Raw genomic sequence first — 16892 nt, 5'->3', positions numbered from 1 at the left:
TCCCGACGCCGGCGACGTGCGGATACCCGCCGCGGCGGACGGCCGGCCGCGCGGCGGCGCGGACCTCGCACACCACCGGTGCCGCCTGCTCCCGCAGCCCTGCCACCCGTTGACGGACACTCCGCGTGATCCTTCCAACCACCTGCCCCGCCACCCCCCGACCTCCTACGATGGGGACATGGCGACTGACGGAGAACTGCTGGGCCGGACGCGGGACTTGGACTTCTTCATCAGCTACTCACCCGCCGACGAACAGTGGGCGTCCTGGATCGCGTGGACCCTGGAGGAAGCCGGGTACCGCACCGTCATCCAGGCGTGGGACTTCGTCGCCGGCACCAACTTCATCGACTTCATGGACCGCGGCGTCAGCGAATCCGTCGCCGTCATCGCCGTCCTCTCCGGCCACTACGGCCGCTCCACCTACGGCCGGATGGAATGGCAGGCCGCGCTCCGCGCCGAACCAGAGGAGCCCGACCGCAAACTGCTCACCGTCCGCGTCGAGGACATCCCCATCGAGGGCCTCCTCGCCACCATCACCTACGTCGACCTCGTCGGCGTCGCCGACGCCGCGACCGCCCGCAGCCTGCTGCTCACCCGCGTCGGCCAGGCCGTCGAGGGCCACGCCCGCCCCGGCCGCCGCCCCGGCTACCCCGGCGCCCTGACCGCCAGCGGCTCCTTCCAACTGCCCGCCACCGCCGCCGACGACCGGCAGCGTCCGCTCGGCCGCACCGGCTGGTCCGGCCGCCGCCGCCCCGCCCGCGCGCCCCGGTACCCGCAGGCCCCCGGCGCGGCCCGCGACCAGGGCGCCCTGACCGTCCTGCACCTCGCCGGCCCCGACTTCGGCCGCGGCCGCGAACCGGAGGCGCTGCGCCGGGAGATCCGCGGCGACCTCGTCGAGCTGAAGGACGCCGGCGCCCCCGCACCCGACCTCCTCGTCGTCACCGGTGACCTCACCGCCTCCGGCAGCCCCCGCGAATGCGACCAGGCCCTCAGCTTCCTCACCGGGCTCCGCTCCCAGCTCGACCTGCCGCCGCAGCGCGTCGTCGTCGTCCCCGGGAACCAGGACGTCAGCCAGGCCGCCTGCCGCGGCTACTTCCACACCTGCGAGGCCGACGAGATCCCGCCGCAGCCCCCGTACTGGCCCAAGTGGCGCCACTACACCCGCCTCTTCCGCGGCCTCTACGAGGGCCTCGACACCGTCTTCGACAGCGACCAGCCCTGGACCCTCTTCCCGGTGCCCGAACTCCACACCGTCGTCGCCGGGTTCAACTCCTCCATCGCCGCCAGCCACCGCCCCGACGACCAGTACGGCTTCCTCGGCCGCGACCAGGCCGCCTGGTTCGCCGAGGCGCTGCGCAGCTACGAGGAGGAGGGCTGGCTGCGGATCGGCGCGCTCCGCCACCCGCTCACCGGCCGCCGCCGCCCCCAGGACGCCCCCGGCGGCCCCGGCACCCTCCGCGACGTCGACACCTTCACCCGCCTCGCCGCGCCCCGCCTCCACTTCGTCCTGCACGGCCCCAGCGGCGGCCCCCGCACCACCGGCGGCGAACCGTCCCACGACCAGCTCCCGCTCCAGAACGGCACCCTGCCGCTGTACGGTGCGGCCGCCCCCGCCGGGTTCGAGCTGCTGCGCGTCACCGCCGACGGCGTCACCCGCTGGACCGGCGCCGGCGGCACCGAACCAGCCGTCTTCCCCGTCACCTGGCACGGCGCCGGACGGATCTTCGCCGCGCCCGGCGAGCCCGCGGCCCCGCCCGCCGCCGTCCAACCCTCCGACAACCGCGCCGTCGACGAGCCCGCCGACTCCCTCGCCGAACGCGTCAAGGAGGTCTGCCGCGCCCGCCAGGAAGGCGTCCGCCTCCGCGACGTCCCCCGCGCGGCCCCCGACGACCTCGCCCAGATCATGGTCACCTGGAGCGACGAGGGCGTCGTACGCCAGCAGCGGATCGCCGTCCACCCCGGCACCCCCACCGACACCGAACTCGACCGCTTCCTCGCCCAGGCCCACGCCACCGACACCGGTTCCGAGGCCGAGCTGGTCCACGACGGCCCGCCCCCCGAGCAGTCCCTGCGCGAACGCGCCGGGCGCCGCGGCGTCCGCGTCCGCAGCTTCCTGGAGTTCCAGGGCCTCCTCGACCTGCGCACCTACGTCGCCGCCCAGACCTCCCGGCTGAGCAACGACGACCGCTACGCCCCCGACCTCTACCTCCCGCAGCGCTACCGCGACGCCGAACGCCCCGACGCCGACGAGCGCGACCACCTCGTCGAGGCCATGCTCCAACTCCTGGAGACCGACCACGGCCGGTTCGTGCTGCTCCTCGGCGACTTCGGACACGGCAAGACCTTCGCCCTGCGCGAGCTGGCCCGCCGCATCCCCGAATGCCTCCCGCACCTCACCCCGCTGCTCATCCCCCTGCACACCCTCGACCGCGCCCACAGCCTCGAAGGGCTCGTCGCCGCCCACCTCGCCGGCCACGACGTCGACACCATCGACCTGCGCGCCCTGCGCTACATGCTCGGCCAGGGCCGCGTCGTCCTGCTCTTCGACGGCTTCGACGAACTCGTCAACCGTGTCAGCTACGACCGCGCCGCCGACCACCTCCAGGTCCTCCTCAACGCCGCCGTCGACAACGCCAAGATCGTGGTCAGCAGCCGCACCCAGCACTTCAAATCGCAGGACCAGATCCTCACCGCCCTCGGCGAACGCATCGGCCTGCTCCCGCAGCGCCGCATCCTCGCCGTCGAGGGCTTCGTCCCCGAACAGATCCGCGCCTACCTCGTCAACCGCTACGGCGACGAGCAGACCGCCGAGCGCCGCTTCGAAATCCTCGGCAACATCCCCGACCTGCTCGCCCTGTGCGCCAACCCCCGACTGCTCAGCTTCGTCGCCGACCTCGACCCCGACCAACTGCGCGCCGTCGCGGGCGCCGGGCGCGCCCTGAGCCCCGCCCGGCTCTACGAGGACGTCTTCACCTCCTGGCTCGCCCACGAGGAACGCCGCGGTCAGGGCGGCCCCGGCGCCGCCCCCGGCCTCACCCTCGACCACCTCTGGGCCGCCGTCACCGCCCTCGCCCGCCGCCTGTGGGAGACCGGCCGCAGCGGTCTGCACCTCGACGAACTGACCGACACCGTCGCCACCGCCCTCGCCGGGCTCGCCGGCACCACCCTCACCACCCAGGAGAGCGCCCAGGCCGTCGGCGCGGGAAGCCTGCTGATCCGCACCGACGACGGCCTGTTCCAGTTCATCCACGGCTCCGTCGTCGAATGGCTCATCGCCCGCCAGGCCGCCGACCGCCTCGCCGACGGCGACAGCACCCTGCTCGCCGCCCGCCCGCTGAGCGCCCTCGCCGCCGAGTTCTTCTGCGACCTCGCCGACCACGACCTGAGCACCGCCTGGGTCCGCACCGTCCTCAACACCCCCGGGCCCGGCGTCAGCGACGCGGCCCGCGCCAACGCCGTCCGCGTCATCGACCGGCTCCGGGTCCCCGCCGGCGCCGACCTGCGCGCCGCCCGCCTGTCCGGCGAGGACCTCTCCGGCCGCGACTTCTCCGGCGTCGACCTCACCGGCGCCGACCTCACCGACACCCGCCTCATCGGCGCCAACCTCTCCGGCGCCGTGCTGCGCGACGCCCGACTCAACGGCGCCCGCCTCGACCACGCCGACCTCTCCGGTGCCGACGTCACCGGCGCCGACCTGCGCGGCGCCCGCCTCACCCGCGCCGACCTGCGCGGCGCCCGCCTGACCCGCAGCCGCTGGCACCGCGCCGCGCTCATCGACCCGCTCACCGACCCACAGGTCCGCGCCGCCCCCGAACTGCGTACCGCCGCCCTCGCCCCCGGCATGCCCGTCGAGGTCGGCTTCCGCCCCGCCGCCGTCGGCGTCCCGTACGGCTTCGACATGCGCACCAGCCGGCTGCCCGAACCCCTCTCGTACAGCCCCGAAGGCGAACTCCTCGCGGTGGGCAGCGAGGACGGCGGCGTGCTGATCTGCGCCGCCGACACCGGCCGCGCGCTGCGCACCCTGCACGGCCACGAAGGCCGCGTCTACGCCGTGAAGTTCCGCTCCCGGGTCCTCGCCACCGGCAGCGCCGACGGCACCGTACGCCTGTGGGATCCGGTCTCCGGACGCCAACTGCACCGCCTGGACGTCCACCCCGGCGGCGTCTGGCCGGTCTCCCTCGACGAAGCCGGGACCCTGGTCGCCACCGGCGACGCCGACGGCCTGGTCACCCTCTGGGACACCGCCACCGGCGAACCGCTGCACCAGCTCCCCGGCCACACCGCCCCCGTCTACACCGCGGTGTTCAGCGCCGACGGGCACACCCTCGTCACCGGCGACGCCGCCGCCAACCTCCGCATCTGGGACACCCGTACCGGAAAGTGCACCGGCAGCCTCGACGGCCACGAACGCGCCGTGTTCCGCGCCCGGTTCAGCCCCGACGGCACCCTCCTGGCCACCGGCGACCACGGCGCCGACGGCCATGGCACGGTCCGCGTCTGGCGGCTCGCCGACCGGCGCCTGCTGCACACCTTCACCGGCCACACCGGCCGCGTCTACACCCTCGACTTCCACCCCGAGGGCACCCTCCTCGTCAGCGGCGACACCGACGGCCAGGTCCGGCTGTGGGACCCGGTCGTCGGCGCCCCCGCCGGGGTCCTGGAGCGGTGCACCGGCGCCGTCTACCAGGTGATGTTCGGCAACGGCGGACGGCTCCTCGCTGCCTGCGACAGCGACGGCACCGTCCGCCTGTGGCGCGTCGCGCTCTCCGGCGGCCACCGCGCCATCAGCCTGCTGCGCCAGCAGCCCGTCGAGCACCGCGGCTCCGCCTGGGCCTGCCGCTTCCGCCCACAGGACAGCCAGCTCGTCACCGTCGGCAACGACGGCGGCGCCCAGATATGGCACGCCGACACCGGCCAGGGCCAGCGCATCCTGCGCGGCCACGGCCGGCGGGTCAACACCGTCGCCTTCAGCGCCGACGGCGCCCGCCTCGCCACCAGCGGCAACGACGGAATCGTCCGCCTCTGGGACGCCCGCACCGGCCGCCGCACCGCCGAACTCACCGGCCGCGGCGACCGGTTGATCTCCGCGGTCTTCAGCCCCGCCGGCCCGATACTCGGCACCGCCAGCAACGACGGCGACGTCTACCTGTGGAACGCCGTGACCGGCGAGTACCTCCGCGAGATCGACGTGGAGACCGACCACACCTGGGCCGAGGCGTTCAGCTCCGACGGCACGCTGCTCGCCACCGCCAACGACGACGACTCCGTCCGCCTGTGGTGGCGTGCCACCGGCGCCCATGTCGCCACCCTCTCCGACCACCGGGGCCGGGTGCGGTCCATCAGCTTCCGCGGCGACGGCACCGCCCTCGCCACCGGCTGCGACGACGGCCGGGTCCGCCTCTGGCACCAGGAGAGCGGCCGCCTGGCGGGCGAACTCGACGGCCACAGCGACCGCGTCTACGCCGTCGCCTTCGGCTCCGACGGCGACTGGCTGGCCAGCGCCTCCTGGGACGGCACCGCCATCATCTGGCGCGACGGCACCCCCCGCCACGTCCTGACCGGACACCACGGACGGCTCTGGACGGCCGTCGCCCACCCCCGGCTGCCACTGCTCGCCACCGCCGGCGACGACCGCGTCATCTGCCTCTGGGACGCCCGCACCGGCACCCGCACCGCCCGCCTCACCGGCCACACCGGACGGGTCTTCTCCCTCGCCTTCAGCCCCGACGGCACCCTCCTGGCCAGCGGCGGCGAGGACGGCACGGTCCGCCTGTGGAACGTCCCCGCACCGGACGGCCCACCCGCCCCGCACGCCACGCTCATCGGCGTCCCCGGCGGCTGGGCGGCACTGACCCCCGAGGGCGGCTACAAGTACGAGGGCGAGGTGGCCGGCGAGTTCTGGCACGTCGTCGGCATGGCCCGCTTCACCCCCGGCGAACTGGACGAGTACCTTCCGGGCGTCCACCGGCTCCCGCTCGACGCGGAGTTGTGACACCGCGACGGCGGTGATCCGCCAGGCAGGAGACAGGCCAGCTCACCTCGTGAGTGCGCATCACCCTGCCGCTTCGTTCTGCCGCTTCCCTGCGTCAGCCGCTGTTGGTCGGGCGCCGGGCCGGCCTTGGAGCGAGCTCGCCCCGCGACAGTCAGGCGGGTTGGGCGGGCCCGTGTTGCTTCGGGGCGGACGGATAATCTGGGCCCGTCAGCGAAGATCGCAGAAGGGCGGAGCATATGGCAGACATCGTGGAGGCGGCGGCGCGGAAGGTCTTCCAGCGTTACGACATCGATGGGGACGGCCAGGTCACGGCGGAGGAATACCGGAAGGTCGTGGCGGAGTTGGAGGGCACGGAGATCACCGAGTCGGAGGCCCAGGCACTGATCGACTCGCTCGACACCAACGGCGACCGCCAGATGTCCTTCGAGGAGTTCTGGGCAGCCATGACCGGCTGAGACTGCCGGGTCCGGCACGTGAGCGTGCCGGACCCGCCGCGAACGTGGCGCGGCCGAGCGGGCCCGACGGGCGCCGAGCGGTCGCTCGCGGCGTGGAGCGGGCCGCTGCCCGAGCCGGTTCACGGTGCCGCGCAGGAGTATCTTCGCCGCATGGTTGAGCATCGCATGATCGACGTGAACGGGATCCGGCTGCACATCGCGGAGGAGGGTGAGGGGCCGCTGGTCGTGCTGCTGCACGGCTTCCCCGAGTCCTGGCACTCCTGGCGCCACCAGTTCGGCCCGCTGTCCGCCGCCGGCTTCCGGGTCGTCGCCCCCGACCAGCGCGGATACGGCCGCAGCGACCACCCGCAGGACGTGGGCGCGTACAGCATCCTGCACCTCGTCGGGGACGTGATCGGACTGATCCACGCCCTGGGCGAGCGGGAGGCGTTCGTCGTCGGGCACGACTGGGGCGCACCGGTGGCCTGGCACACCGCGTTGCTGCGGCCCGATGTGGTGCGCGGGGTGGCGGGGCTGAGCGTGCCGCCGCCGTTCCGCGGGGAGCACCCGCCGCTCGCGGCCATGCAGGAGCGGTTCGACGGACGGTTCTACTGGAACTACTTCAACCAGCCCGGGCTCGCCGACGCCGAGTTCGCCCGGGACCCCCGGACCGCCCTGCGCACACTGCTCTACTCCGCCTCCGGTGACGCCCCCGGCACCGGCCGCCCCGACCAGGCCCTGGTGTCCGACCCGGCGCGAGGCTGGCTCGCGGACATGACCGACCCCGAGGAACTGCCGGACTGGCTCACCGAGGAGGACCTGGACGAGCTCACCGCCAACTACGCCAAGGGATTCACCGGCGCACTGAACTGGTACCGCAACCTGGACCGCAACTGGGAACTGACCGCCCCCTGGCACGGCGCCGTCGTCACCACCCCCGCGCTGTATATGTACGGCGACCGGGACCTGGTCGCGACGTTCCCGGGTACGCCGGAACTCATCGCGCGGCTGCCCACGTTGCTGCCCGGTCTCCGCCGCGCGCCCATCATGCTGCCGGGCTGCGGCCACTGGACCCAGCAGGAGCGACCGCGGGAAGTGAACGCCGCGCTGGTCGAGTTCCTGACGGAGTTGCGGGGCTGAGGCCGGTCCACCGGCACCGGTCCGCCGGGCGGCCCCGCTGCGCGGGTTTGCGGCGGGGCCTGATTACATCGGGGGGAGGGCTGTTACGGCATAGCCGTAGGGCGACATCCGTCCGGAAGCCGAGCCCGATGCCCCAGTAGTAGTCGCGCCACGGTGAGGAGTCTCGCTGATGCCCCGTCAGCCGAAAATCGCCCTGTTAGCAGTCTTACTCACCCTGTTCGCTGGCCTGGTCTGCGCCGCCCAGGCCGAGGCGGGCAAGCCGGAGCCGCAGCCGGGAGCGGGGGTGAGAGCAGGGCAGGGGCAGGTGCCGGCGGTCAAGGCCGCGGGGACGTTCCGGAATCCACTGAACACGGGGCCGGACCCCTTCATGACGTATGCGAACGGGGCCTATCACCTCACCACCACCCAGGACGACAGCATCAAGATGTGGAGTTCGCCCTCGCTCGGCACGCTGCTCGACGCGGACCCGGTGACCGTGTGGCGGGACACCGACCCCACACGCAACCAGCACATCTGGGCGGCCGAGTTCTACCGTTTCGGGGACCGCTGGTACATGTACTACACGGCCGACGACGGTGTGGACGACCATCACCGGCTGTACGTCCTGGAGTCGGAGGCCGGTGACCCGGCCGGGCCGTACCACTTCAAGGCGAAGCTGAATCCGCCCGACCACGCGAACGACTTCGCCATCGACCCCAGCGTCTTCCAGCACAACGGCAAGCTCTACCTGGCGTATTCGGGGCTCAACCCCTACCAGCACAACGGTCTGAACATCGCCCCGATGTCGAACCCGTACACCGTCTCCGGCGACGCGGTGGCCCTCAAGGCCGACGGGGGCTGCCCGGAGGTCCGTGAGGGCCCCGAGTTCCTCAACCGCAACGGCCGTACATGGCTGACGTACTCGACCTGTGACACCGGCAAGCCGGACTACCAGCTGTGGATGCTGTCCCTGCCGGACCACGCCGACCCCCTGACGCCCGGCGACTGGCAGCAGCACCCCGGCCCGGTCTTCGGCCGCAACGACGCCAAGGGGGTCTACGGCCCCGGCCACCACGCCTTCTTCCGGTCGCCCGACGGTACGCAGGACTGGATCGTCCACCACGCCAAGTCGACCGCGGGTTACACCTACGACCACCGCACGTCCCGGGCCCAGCCGATCGGCTGGCATGCGGACGGCAGCCCGGACCTGGGCCGGCCGTTCGCCCTGGGCGCGACGCAGGACCTGCCTGCCGGTGACCCGGGCAACGGCAACTACTGGATCAACGACGACGGCCGTTCCAGTGGAGCCGGCCACGTTTCCTACCAGGGTGCCTGGAACTCGGGGACGGGGTGCGCGGCCCAGTGCTTCTGGGGCGACGACCACTGGAGCGACCGGGCGGGCAACACCGCGGCCTTCACCTTCACCGGCACCCGCATCGCGCTGCTGTCCGTACAGGACACCGGCAACGGCATCGCGGCCATCAGCGTCGACGGGGGCCCCGAACAGCGCGTCGACTTCTACGGGTCGCCCCGGACGGGCGAGACGCTCCAGTACCTCAGCCCGCGGCTGCCCTCCGGCAGGCACACCCTGCGCGTTCGGGTCACCGGGGAGCACAGCGCCCTGTCCACCGCGTCCTTCGTGAGCGTGGACCGGGCCGAGGTCTACACCGACTGAGACCGTCCCGACGCCCTGACTGCCGCAGCGTGTGCGGTGGTTGGGCGCCGGATGCCGCCGCGGGCCCGCTGCGGGGTCGGTCTGGAAAGGCGCGCCGCTTCCCACTTGTGGAGACTGCCGCTGACCGAACTGATCGAGACGTCGTCATGAGAGCGGCGAGGACGCACCTGGGGTTTCGCTGTCGAGGGCGGCGGCGCGGAGGGCGGCCGCCACGCGGGTGACGGCATCCGAGGGCGGGTGCGCAAGCCGGGCCAGGAGCAGGCGCCGCAGCTCCCGGGGCCCGCCCCGAACGGGCAGGATGCGTACGCCCGGTGGCGCGGCCGGGGCGAGCGAGGCGGACACCGTGGTGATCCCGCAGCCCGCTGCGACGAGGTGGAGCTTGGCCAGCCAGTCACGGGCGACGTGGGCGATCTCGGGCCGCTCGTCCAGGCCCGGCCACACCCCCATGAGCCGGTCGGCGCCGGACAATGAGCCGGCGATCCAACGCTGCCCGCGCAGATCGGCCACATCGACGAAGTCGCCGCGGGCGAGCGGGTGGGTGGCGGGCACCGCGAGGCGCAGCGCGCGTTCGGTGAGGGTCTGCAGCGCCAGCGGCGGCGACTCGTCGTCGGGTGCGCGGAACGGTGGCCCGGACGCCAGCAGGGCCAGGTCGATGCTGCCGGCCCGCAGGGCGCGCACGAGGGCCGGGGTGCCGCCCTCGCGGCTCACGACGTGCAGGCCCGGGTCGCTGCGCCGGAGGGCGACGAGCGCCCGGGGCACGAGGGTGGCTCCGGCGCTGGGGAACCAGCCCAGGCGGACGGTACCGGCCTGCCCTGGCAGGCCGGCCAGCTCGCGGGCGGTCGCGTCGATCTCGTCGAGCACGACCGTGGCGCGCCGCATCACGACGCGGCCCGCCGAGGTCAACCGGACACCGTCGCGCCGCCGCTCCAACAGCTCCGCGCCCGCGGCCCGCTCGATCGAGGCGATCTGCCGGGACACCGCCGACTGCGTGTACCCGAGCGACGCCGCGGCCGCGGTGAAGGTTCCGTGTTCCGCCACCGCGCGAAAGACGCGCAGCGCGACCAGTGAGACATCCGTGAAGTCCATGACATATACGCATACCAGCCGTGCTGAACTTTCGTTGGACTCATGGCCGAAGTGTTCTTAGCGTGGCCGTGTGAACGCCTCCCGAATCGCCCTCGTCACGGGCGCCAACCAAGGTCTGGGCCGCGCCCTTGTCGAAGGGCTCGCGGCCCGTACGGAGCCCGACGGCCTCGTCCTGCTCACCGGGCGCGACCAGCGGCGCGTCACTGACGCGGCCCGCGAGGTGGCGCAGCTGCCCGGCACGCGCGGCCGGGTTCAGGGACGGGTGCTGGACGTCACGGACGTCGATGCCATCGCGCAGCTCGCCGAGGAACTCCGCCTCAAATACGGGGGCGTGGACGTCGTGATCTCCAACGCCGTCGCCCGGCTGCTGCCCGGGGAGTCACAGGCCGAGCGCGCCGACGAGTTGATCGACGTCTCGAACACCGCGACCCACGCGATACTGCGCTCCTTCGGACCCGTACTGCGCCCTGGCGGCCGGCTGCTCGTGGTGGCCAGCAGCCTGGGCACCCTCGGCCACCTCACTCCTCGGCTGCGGCACCTGTTCGACGGCGCGGACCTGGACCAGGTCGAGTACGCCGTCGAGTCCTGGCGCACCGCCATCCACAACAACACGGCACAAGAGGCGGGCTGGCCGCTCTGGTTGAACGTGCCCTCGAAGGTGGCCCAGGTCGCCGCGGTGCGCGCGGTCGCCGCCATACGCCGCGAGCGCGACCTCACGGCCGGCACCCTGATCGCCTCCGTCTGCCCCGGCATGGTCGACACCGCGACCTCCCGGCCGTGGTTCACCGACTTCAGCCAGGCCCGGCCGCCGTCCGAGGCGGCGCGGGCCGTGCTCGACGTCGTGTTCGCCGAGCACGCCGACCCCGCCCTGTACGGCGAGTTGATCCGCTTCGGCAAGGCCCTGGACTGGCACGGCGGCACGCCCCCGGTGGAACAGGACCGCATGCTCAAACCCTGAGCGGACCCTCGCTCCGGCCTCAACTCGCAGCGCAGCAGCAGGAGTTCACCCATGCCCCTCATCACCACACCCTACGGTTTCTCCAGCACGGCCGCGCAGGTCGCACAGGGCGTCGACCTCACCGGCCGCCGCGCGCTGGTCACCGGCGCATCCTCCGGTCTCGGCGCGGAAACGGCCCGCGCGCTGGCCGGTACGGGGGCGGCCGTCACCCTGGCTGTCCGCGACGTGGCAGCCGGCGAACGCGTCGCCGAGAACATCGCCGAGGCGACCGGCAACCACGACCTGCACGTCGCCCACCTGGACCTCGCCGATCCCACGTCCGTCACCGCGTTCACCACGGCCTGGCAGGGCCCGCTGCACGTCCTGGTGAACAACGCCGGCGTCATGGCCTGCCCCGAGCAGCACACCGAACAGGGCTGGGAGTGGCAGTTCGCCACCAACCACCTCGGCCACTTCGCGCTCGCCACGGGCCTGCACGCCGCACTCGCCGCCGACGGCGCCGCCCGTATCATCGCCGTCAGCTCCACCGGCCACCAGCAGTCCCCCATTGTGTGGGACGACGTCAACTTCGCCTTCCGCCGCTACGACCCGTGGCTCGCCTACGGCCAGTCCAAGACCGCCAACGTCCTGTTCGCGGTCGAGGCCAGCCGCCGCTGGGCCGACGACAACATCACCGCCAACGCCCTGATGCCCGGCGCCATCTACACCAACCTCCAGCGCCACACCGGCGGCCGCGGCAGCGGCCGGGTCCCGGCCGAGTTCATCAAGACGGTCGAGCAGGGCGCCGCCACCTCCGTACTCCTCGCCACCTCACCCCTGCTGGAAGGCATCGGCGGCCGGTACTTCGTCGACTCCAACGAGACCGAGGTCGTCGACCACCGCACCGGCACCCTGCACGGCGTCGCCCGCTACGCCGTCGACCCGGACAACGCGCGCCGGCTGTGGGCACTGTCGGAGGAACTGCTCACCCAGGCCGACTGACCCTGGATCAACTGGTCCAGCTGGATCAACTGGACCGGTCAGACCAGTCGGGCCGGTCAGGCCAGTTGGGCCGGTCAGGCCAGAGTTGGGCCGGTCAGGCCAGCTATACCTGCCGCTCCAGCTCGGCCGAGTGGATGCCGGCCGAGATGCGGATGCCGTGCCGTCCGCTCTCGGGTGGCGCGGGCCGGTGGCTCGGTCTCGGGCCCGGGTCACACGGCTGTGCGGCCGCCGTCGACCGGCAGCACCACACCGTGCACATAACTCGCGGTGTCGTCAGCCAGGTACGCGATCGCCTCGGCGATCTCCCTCGGGGTAGCAGGCCGACCGGCGGGCGCCTGGGAAGCGAGGGTGTCCAGGTCCCCTCCCATGTCTGCCGTGCCTTCGGTCTGCGTCGGACCGGGCTGCACGGCGTTGACCCGGACCCCGCGCCGGCCGTATTCGGCAGCCCAGGCTTTGGTCAGCAGGTTCACGGCCGCCTTGCTCGATCCGTACAGTGCCATTCCCGAGACGCCGAGCGCGGCCGCCATGGTGCTGACGTTGACGATCGCCCCGCTGCCCCGCTCGGCCATCGCCGGCGCGAGTTCCGCCACCAGGTAGAAGGGGGCCTTCACATTCAGCGCGTAGACGGCGTCAAACTCGCTCTGCGGCGTCTGTTCGGTGGGCCCGAAGGGGTAGATGCCCGCCCCGTTGACCAGGATGTCCACCCGGCCACCGCCCAGTTCGACAGCCTGCCGAGCCAGCTGTCGCACCGAGTCGACGTCCAGCAGATCGGCGGCCACGAAATCCGCCGTGCCACCGCGTCTCCGGATGGCCTCGACGACGGCCCCGCCGCGCCCTCGGTCCCGGCCCGCCACCAGTACGTGCGCGCCACGCTCGGCGAGCGTTTCCGCAGTGGCTGCCCCGATGCCGCTGGTCGCCCCGGTCACCAACGCGACTTTCCCTGCCATCGACGCGGTCGTCACAGCCACTCCCTCTGTCGCCTCAGCTCCCTGGTCTCTTTCTATGCGCGGGCTGGACCAGGCGCTCGCCCGGCTACTCCGGCGGAGCCCCCGAGGGGCGCAGCACGGTCCGGGAGCCGGGCCCGTCTCGCACCATGCGTGCGGTCAGTCGTGGCACTGCCCTTCCACCCACCGCAACCGAACGCGGTCGACGAACTGGCCGACGCCGAAGACCAGCCGGCTCGCATGATCCGATGACTCGGCTGGTTCACGCCTGGTACTCGGTGAGGTCGATGGTGTGGACGTTGAGCGGAAAGCCGTACACCGGATGTGCCGTCTCGCGCTCCAGCACCATGCCGAGCTTGCGGATGACGTTCTCGGAGGCGTCGTCGCCCGCCCGACTGATGCTGATGACGCGGTCGAGGCCACGGTCCTGGAGCGCGAACTCCAGGGTGGCCTGAGCGGCTTCGGACGCGTATCCCTGGCCCCAGAATTGTGAGCCGAGCCGCCAGCTGATCGCCACGGCGGGCATGACCTCCGGCAGGGACTCAGGCACGTACAGACCCGTGAAGCCGGCCAGTTCCCCCGAGGCCAGCAGCTCGACGGCGAAGAGGCCGAAGCCCTCCTCGTCCCACTCCTCCTCCCATCGCTCGATGGCCTCTGCCGTGTGGTCCAGGTCGCGCACCGAGCCGTCGTCGATCCAGCGCATGACCCGCGGGTCCGCGTTGATGTCGGCCATGGGTGCGAGGTCGTCGTCGTGCCAGCGACGGAGCAGGAGGCGGGGGGTGCGGATCTCGGTCATGGCGCCCATCCTGCCTAAGGCAAGGGACTCATCGGTAATCGGCACTCGCCGCACTGTCGCTCCCGGCCCCACGGCAGTACGGCGTGTCCGACGGTCCCTGCCCGGCCCGCGCCGGACAGCGGGGCGCTACCGCCCTGAAATTTACGGTCCGGTAGGACCCAGCCCCCGGCCCGTGGAGGACTGGCGGAGGAGGGCCCAACCTGTCCGCCGTGACGGCAACCCGTCCGACGGTTCCGCCGGCCCCGGCGGCAGCGCCCAGGACACGGGCGGCGACGGCAACCAGTGACGCATCCGGGTCCGGGTCCGGGTCTGGGGCCGGTTCTGGTCTCGGCCCCAGACCGATCAGGTCAGATCAGCGGTGATCTGCCAGAACGGCAGCAGAACTCTGCCGTGTTGGTCGACGGTCACGGCGTCGTCCCGTTCCGAGGCGCCCGGTCCGGCGGGCGCCAAGTTCTGCCATGCCTGCCGGGTCAAACCAGTGGTGTAGTGGCGGGGCTCCATGCGCCGGATCGTCCAGCCGTCATGGAAAGCCTCGCGCAGGCTGCGTTCGTCCATGTCGGCCGGCATCTTCAGGCGAGCGGCCAACTCGCCGCGGAAGCACAGGGCATGAAGCCGCGCACCGGGCGCGCACACCCGACGCAGCCCGGCGAGGTACGCCCGCCGCTGATCGGCGTCCAGGCAGTGCAGCATGGCGCTGTCGACGACGGTGCGGAAGCCTCCGGGGACACCGATGCCGTGTAGTTCCGTCGCGTCGGCGACCGTGAAGGTCACGGGGCTGCCGGCCTCGGTGGCCTTGGCCCGGCTGCGCTCGATCGCGGAAGGTGCGGCGTCGAAGGCGGTCACCTCGTAGCCGCGGCCGGCCAGGAACAGGGCGTTGTCCCCGAGCCCACAGCCGCATTCCAGAACCGGGCCGGTGATTTCGCCCGCCGCTTCCAGCTCGACGACCAGCGGCTGGGGAGCGTCCAGTGCCCATGGGATCAGGTCCGACCGGTGGTCGTCCGCTCCGTAGGAGATCTCGCGCCCCTGGTACACCGCCTCGAAATCCAGCGCCGGCTCCCGGCCGCCTTGATGGTCACGCGCAGTATGCAGATCGGCCATCCAACCCTCACCTCTTCTAGTAGACGGGGTTGTTCACTAAAGAGAGTGTAGGCAGGAAGGAACGCCAGCGTCTACTGTTGGACCCATGGCAGAGAGCGCAACACCCGGACGCCGTCGCCGAGGTGCGGAACTGGAGCACGCGATCTACGTAGCGACGCTCGACGAGTGGGCCGCGAACGGCTACGGCCAACTCACCATGGAGGGCATCGCCGCTCGCGCAGGCACCGGCAAGGCCGCGCTCTACCGGCGTTGGTCCGGCAAGCAGCCCCTGGTCCTGGACGCCCTGCGCTATGCCCTGCCCCCGCTGCCTGAGCCGGACCCGGGGCGTTCGGCCCGGGAAAACCTCGCTGGCGCGCTCGCCGCCTTCAGTGCTGTGCTGGCCGGCAGAACTCTCGTACCAGGCATCGAGTTCATCGGCGACCTGCTGCGCGAGCCGCATCTGCGTGCCGTATTCGCCGACAGGATCATCGCGCCGCGACTTGAGCGCATCGAAGCCATCCTGCGCGAGGGCGTGCGCAGTGGCGAGTACGGTCCCGAGGTCGTGCACCCGCTGGCCGCTCGCACCGGTCCCGCTCTGATACTGCAGACCTTTCTGCTCACCGGCGAGCCGCCGAGTCCGCGGGAGCTCGACCTCATCATCGACACCGTGCTTCATCCGACGGCCACGTCATGGGAGCAGGAGCAGGAGCAGGAGCAGGAGCAGGAGGGGTGCGGGGGAACTGGCGAGCCCGCCCGGGCGCGGGACAAGGCGGCCCGGAAACGGGATCGTTCCGCGAGCTCCGCATAACCCTTGCCGGTGATCGGGCGGGCTTTGACCCGGGTGCTGCCGAGTCGGAACCGTCGAACGGCATCGGCGAGGAGTGGGTATCCACCGGTACTGATGTTGGCGCGGGGTTGGGGAGGTGGGGAGGCCGATGTCGCAACAGGCGCCCGCCGCCGCCAGTGCATCCCGAGCGGACATGTGGCGGACCGACGGCGGCGAAACCGTTTTGGTCCAGAGCTGGGTGGTGCCGCCGTCGACGAGCAGTTCCGCGCCGGTGGTGAAGGAGCTCTGGTCCCCAGCCAGGTAGGCGGCGGTGGCGGCGACCTCGTCGGGACGACCGGCTCGGCCGAGCGGGGTCGGCGCCGGTGCGGCGGACTCGGTCGCTGGGGTGGCCTGATCGCCTTGGGGGAATGCGGCGCGCAGCTCGTCGCCGCCGGGGGTTGCGACGGGGCCCGGAGTGAGGGCGTTGACGCGGATGCCGCGGTCGGCGAGTTCGGCGGCCAGGTGCGGGCGAGGCTGCGGATCGCGGCCTTGGTGGCGGCGTAGATGCCCAGGCCCGGGGTGCCGCGCAGGGCCGCGCTGGAGGAGAGCAGGATCACCGAGGCGCCGGCCGGCAGCAGCGGAAGCGCCTTTTGGACGGTGAAGACCGTGCCCTTGAGGTTGATGGAGGTGGTGCGGTCGTACCCCTCCTCGGTGATCTCGCCGAGCGGGCCGAAGTCCCCGACGCCGGCGTTGGCCACGACGATGTCGAGATGACCGCTGCGCTCGGTGATTACGACCGGGCGTGGCAAGCCCCCTGGGGAGATCGATGCCTGACGCGGCAGCCAGTCCACTTCGAGAGAGGCTCCGCAAGCCAACGAGGATTTCCGTTACCGCTGGCCGACGCTGACGTCCTGGCCGCCCCCGGCACGGTGAGAGTCGAGCAGGGCCAGGCGGTGGGCGTCGGGGCTGCCGGGCTCTGCGGTGCCGACCAAGAGGCACTGGCCGGGCGCGTCCTGTACTTCGAAGGTCTGGTAGGCGAGCGTCAGTTGTCCCGCCTGCGGATG

11 protein-coding genes and 2 pseudogenes are annotated in these 16892 nt (G+C 72.4%); 7 read left to right on the top strand and 6 right to left on the bottom strand.

The window, feature by feature from the left end; translation table 11 throughout:
* Positions 1-178 precede the first annotated feature (178 nt).
* The 4 genes from ACFVT2_RS21775 (at position 179) to ACFVT2_RS21760 (ending at position 9220) form a co-directional block, all read left to right on the top strand.
* Positions 179-5992: a TIR domain-containing protein gene (locus tag ACFVT2_RS21775; protein ID WP_390020252.1), complete on the top strand. Its 5814-nt coding sequence runs from the start codon at positions 179-181 to the stop codon at positions 5990-5992.
* A gap of 236 nt (positions 5993-6228) precedes the next feature.
* Positions 6229-6447 (top strand): EF-hand domain-containing protein, encoded by a 219-nt coding sequence (locus tag ACFVT2_RS21770; RefSeq protein ID WP_390020250.1) that lies wholly within the window; start codon positions 6229-6231, stop codon positions 6445-6447.
* 150 nt (positions 6448-6597) lie between these two features.
* On the top strand, positions 6598-7566 hold the full coding sequence (locus tag ACFVT2_RS21765) for an alpha/beta fold hydrolase (protein WP_390020247.1): 969 nt from the start codon (positions 6598-6600) through the stop codon (positions 7564-7566).
* 169 nt (positions 7567-7735) lie between these two features.
* Positions 7736-9220, top strand: a complete 1485-nt coding sequence (locus tag ACFVT2_RS21760) for a family 43 glycosylhydrolase (protein ID WP_390020244.1) — start codon at positions 7736-7738, stop codon at positions 9218-9220.
* Positions 9221-9364: 144 nt separating this feature from the next.
* Here ACFVT2_RS21760 and ACFVT2_RS21755 read toward each other — a convergent pair whose 3' ends face one another.
* A complete protein-coding gene (locus ACFVT2_RS21755; protein ID WP_390020241.1) occupies positions 9365-10306 on the bottom strand; it encodes a LysR family transcriptional regulator in 942 nt (313 codons plus the stop codon).
* A 70-nt stretch (positions 10307-10376) separates the two neighbouring features.
* On the opposite strand from ACFVT2_RS21755, the gene ACFVT2_RS21750 reads away from it, so the two are divergent.
* Complete coding sequence (locus ACFVT2_RS21750) at positions 10377-11264, top strand: SDR family NAD(P)-dependent oxidoreductase (RefSeq protein ID WP_390020239.1); 888 nt, start codon at positions 10377-10379, stop codon at positions 11262-11264.
* Positions 11265-11315: 51 nt separating this feature from the next.
* Positions 11316-12245: an SDR family NAD(P)-dependent oxidoreductase gene (locus tag ACFVT2_RS21745; protein ID WP_390020236.1), complete on the top strand. Its 930-nt coding sequence runs from the start codon at positions 11316-11318 to the stop codon at positions 12243-12245.
* Positions 12246-12454: 209 nt separating this feature from the next.
* Here the strand turns inward: ACFVT2_RS21745 and ACFVT2_RS21740 are convergent, their stop codons facing one another.
* The 3 genes from ACFVT2_RS21740 to ACFVT2_RS21730 all read right to left on the bottom strand — a co-directional run bounded on the left by ACFVT2_RS21740 (position 12455) and on the right by ACFVT2_RS21730 (position 15083).
* Positions 12455-13192, bottom strand: a complete 738-nt coding sequence (locus tag ACFVT2_RS21740; protein WP_390020476.1) for an SDR family NAD(P)-dependent oxidoreductase — start codon at positions 13190-13192, stop codon at positions 12455-12457.
* Positions 13193-13451: 259 nt separating this feature from the next.
* On the bottom strand, positions 13452-13985 hold the full coding sequence (locus ACFVT2_RS21735) for a GNAT family N-acetyltransferase (protein ID WP_390020233.1): 534 nt from the start codon (positions 13983-13985) through the stop codon (positions 13452-13454).
* A gap of 342 nt (positions 13986-14327) precedes the next feature.
* On the bottom strand, positions 14328-15083 hold the full coding sequence (locus ACFVT2_RS21730; protein ID WP_390020230.1) for a class I SAM-dependent methyltransferase: 756 nt from the start codon (positions 15081-15083) through the stop codon (positions 14328-14330).
* 85 nt (positions 15084-15168) lie between these two features.
* Here ACFVT2_RS21730 and ACFVT2_RS21725 point away from each other — a divergent pair, with 85 nt between their 5' ends.
* On the top strand, positions 15169-15870 hold the full coding sequence (locus ACFVT2_RS21725; RefSeq protein ID WP_390020227.1) for a TetR/AcrR family transcriptional regulator: 702 nt from the start codon (positions 15169-15171) through the stop codon (positions 15868-15870).
* 210 nt (positions 15871-16080) lie between these two features.
* Here ACFVT2_RS21725 and ACFVT2_RS21720 read toward each other — a convergent pair.
* Together ACFVT2_RS21720 and ACFVT2_RS21715 are read right to left on the bottom strand one after the other, a co-directional pair.
* Positions 16081-16619: pseudogene (locus ACFVT2_RS21720) on the bottom strand (SDR family NAD(P)-dependent oxidoreductase); the annotation flags it as partial.
* A 96-nt stretch (positions 16620-16715) separates the two neighbouring features.
* A pseudogene (locus ACFVT2_RS21715) lies at positions 16716-16892 on the bottom strand (transcriptional regulator); the annotation flags it as partial.

This window comes from Streptomyces sp. NPDC058000 (genome assembly GCF_042886435.1).
GTDB lineage: Bacteria > Actinomycetota > Actinomycetes > Streptomycetales > Streptomycetaceae > Streptomyces.
The sequence above is the reverse complement of the archived record's forward strand: the minus strand, read 5'-3'. Positions and strand labels throughout refer to the sequence as shown.

What these genes read in the sequence shown, in the direction of transcription:
- ACFVT2_RS21770 (WP_390020250.1), top strand. Translation starts at nt 6,229, where the DNA reads ATGGCAGACATCGTGGAGGCGGCGGCGCGGAAGGTCTTCCAGCGTTAC.
- ACFVT2_RS21745 (WP_390020236.1), top strand. Translation starts at nt 11,316, where the DNA reads ATGCCCCTCATCACCACACCCTACGGTTTCTCCAGCACGGCCGCGCAG.
- ACFVT2_RS21765 (WP_390020247.1), top strand. Translation starts at nt 6,598, where the DNA reads ATGGTTGAGCATCGCATGATCGACGTGAACGGGATCCGGCTGCACATC.
- ACFVT2_RS21755 (WP_390020241.1), bottom strand. Translation starts at nt 10,306, where the DNA reads ATGGACTTCACGGATGTCTCACTGGTCGCGCTGCGCGTCTTTCGCGCG.
- ACFVT2_RS21775 (WP_390020252.1), top strand. Translation starts at nt 179, where the DNA reads ATGGCGACTGACGGAGAACTGCTGGGCCGGACGCGGGACTTGGACTTC.
- ACFVT2_RS21760 (WP_390020244.1), top strand. Translation starts at nt 7,736, where the DNA reads ATGCCCCGTCAGCCGAAAATCGCCCTGTTAGCAGTCTTACTCACCCTG.
- ACFVT2_RS21730 (WP_390020230.1), bottom strand. Translation starts at nt 15,083, where the DNA reads ATGGCCGATCTGCATACTGCGCGTGACCATCAAGGCGGCCGGGAGCCG.
- ACFVT2_RS21735 (WP_390020233.1), bottom strand. Translation starts at nt 13,985, where the DNA reads ATGACCGAGATCCGCACCCCCCGCCTCCTGCTCCGTCGCTGGCACGAC.
- ACFVT2_RS21725 (WP_390020227.1), top strand. Translation starts at nt 15,169, where the DNA reads ATGGCAGAGAGCGCAACACCCGGACGCCGTCGCCGAGGTGCGGAACTG.
- ACFVT2_RS21740 (WP_390020476.1), bottom strand. Translation starts at nt 13,192, where the DNA reads ATGGCAGGGAAAGTCGCGTTGGTGACCGGGGCGACCAGCGGCATCGGG.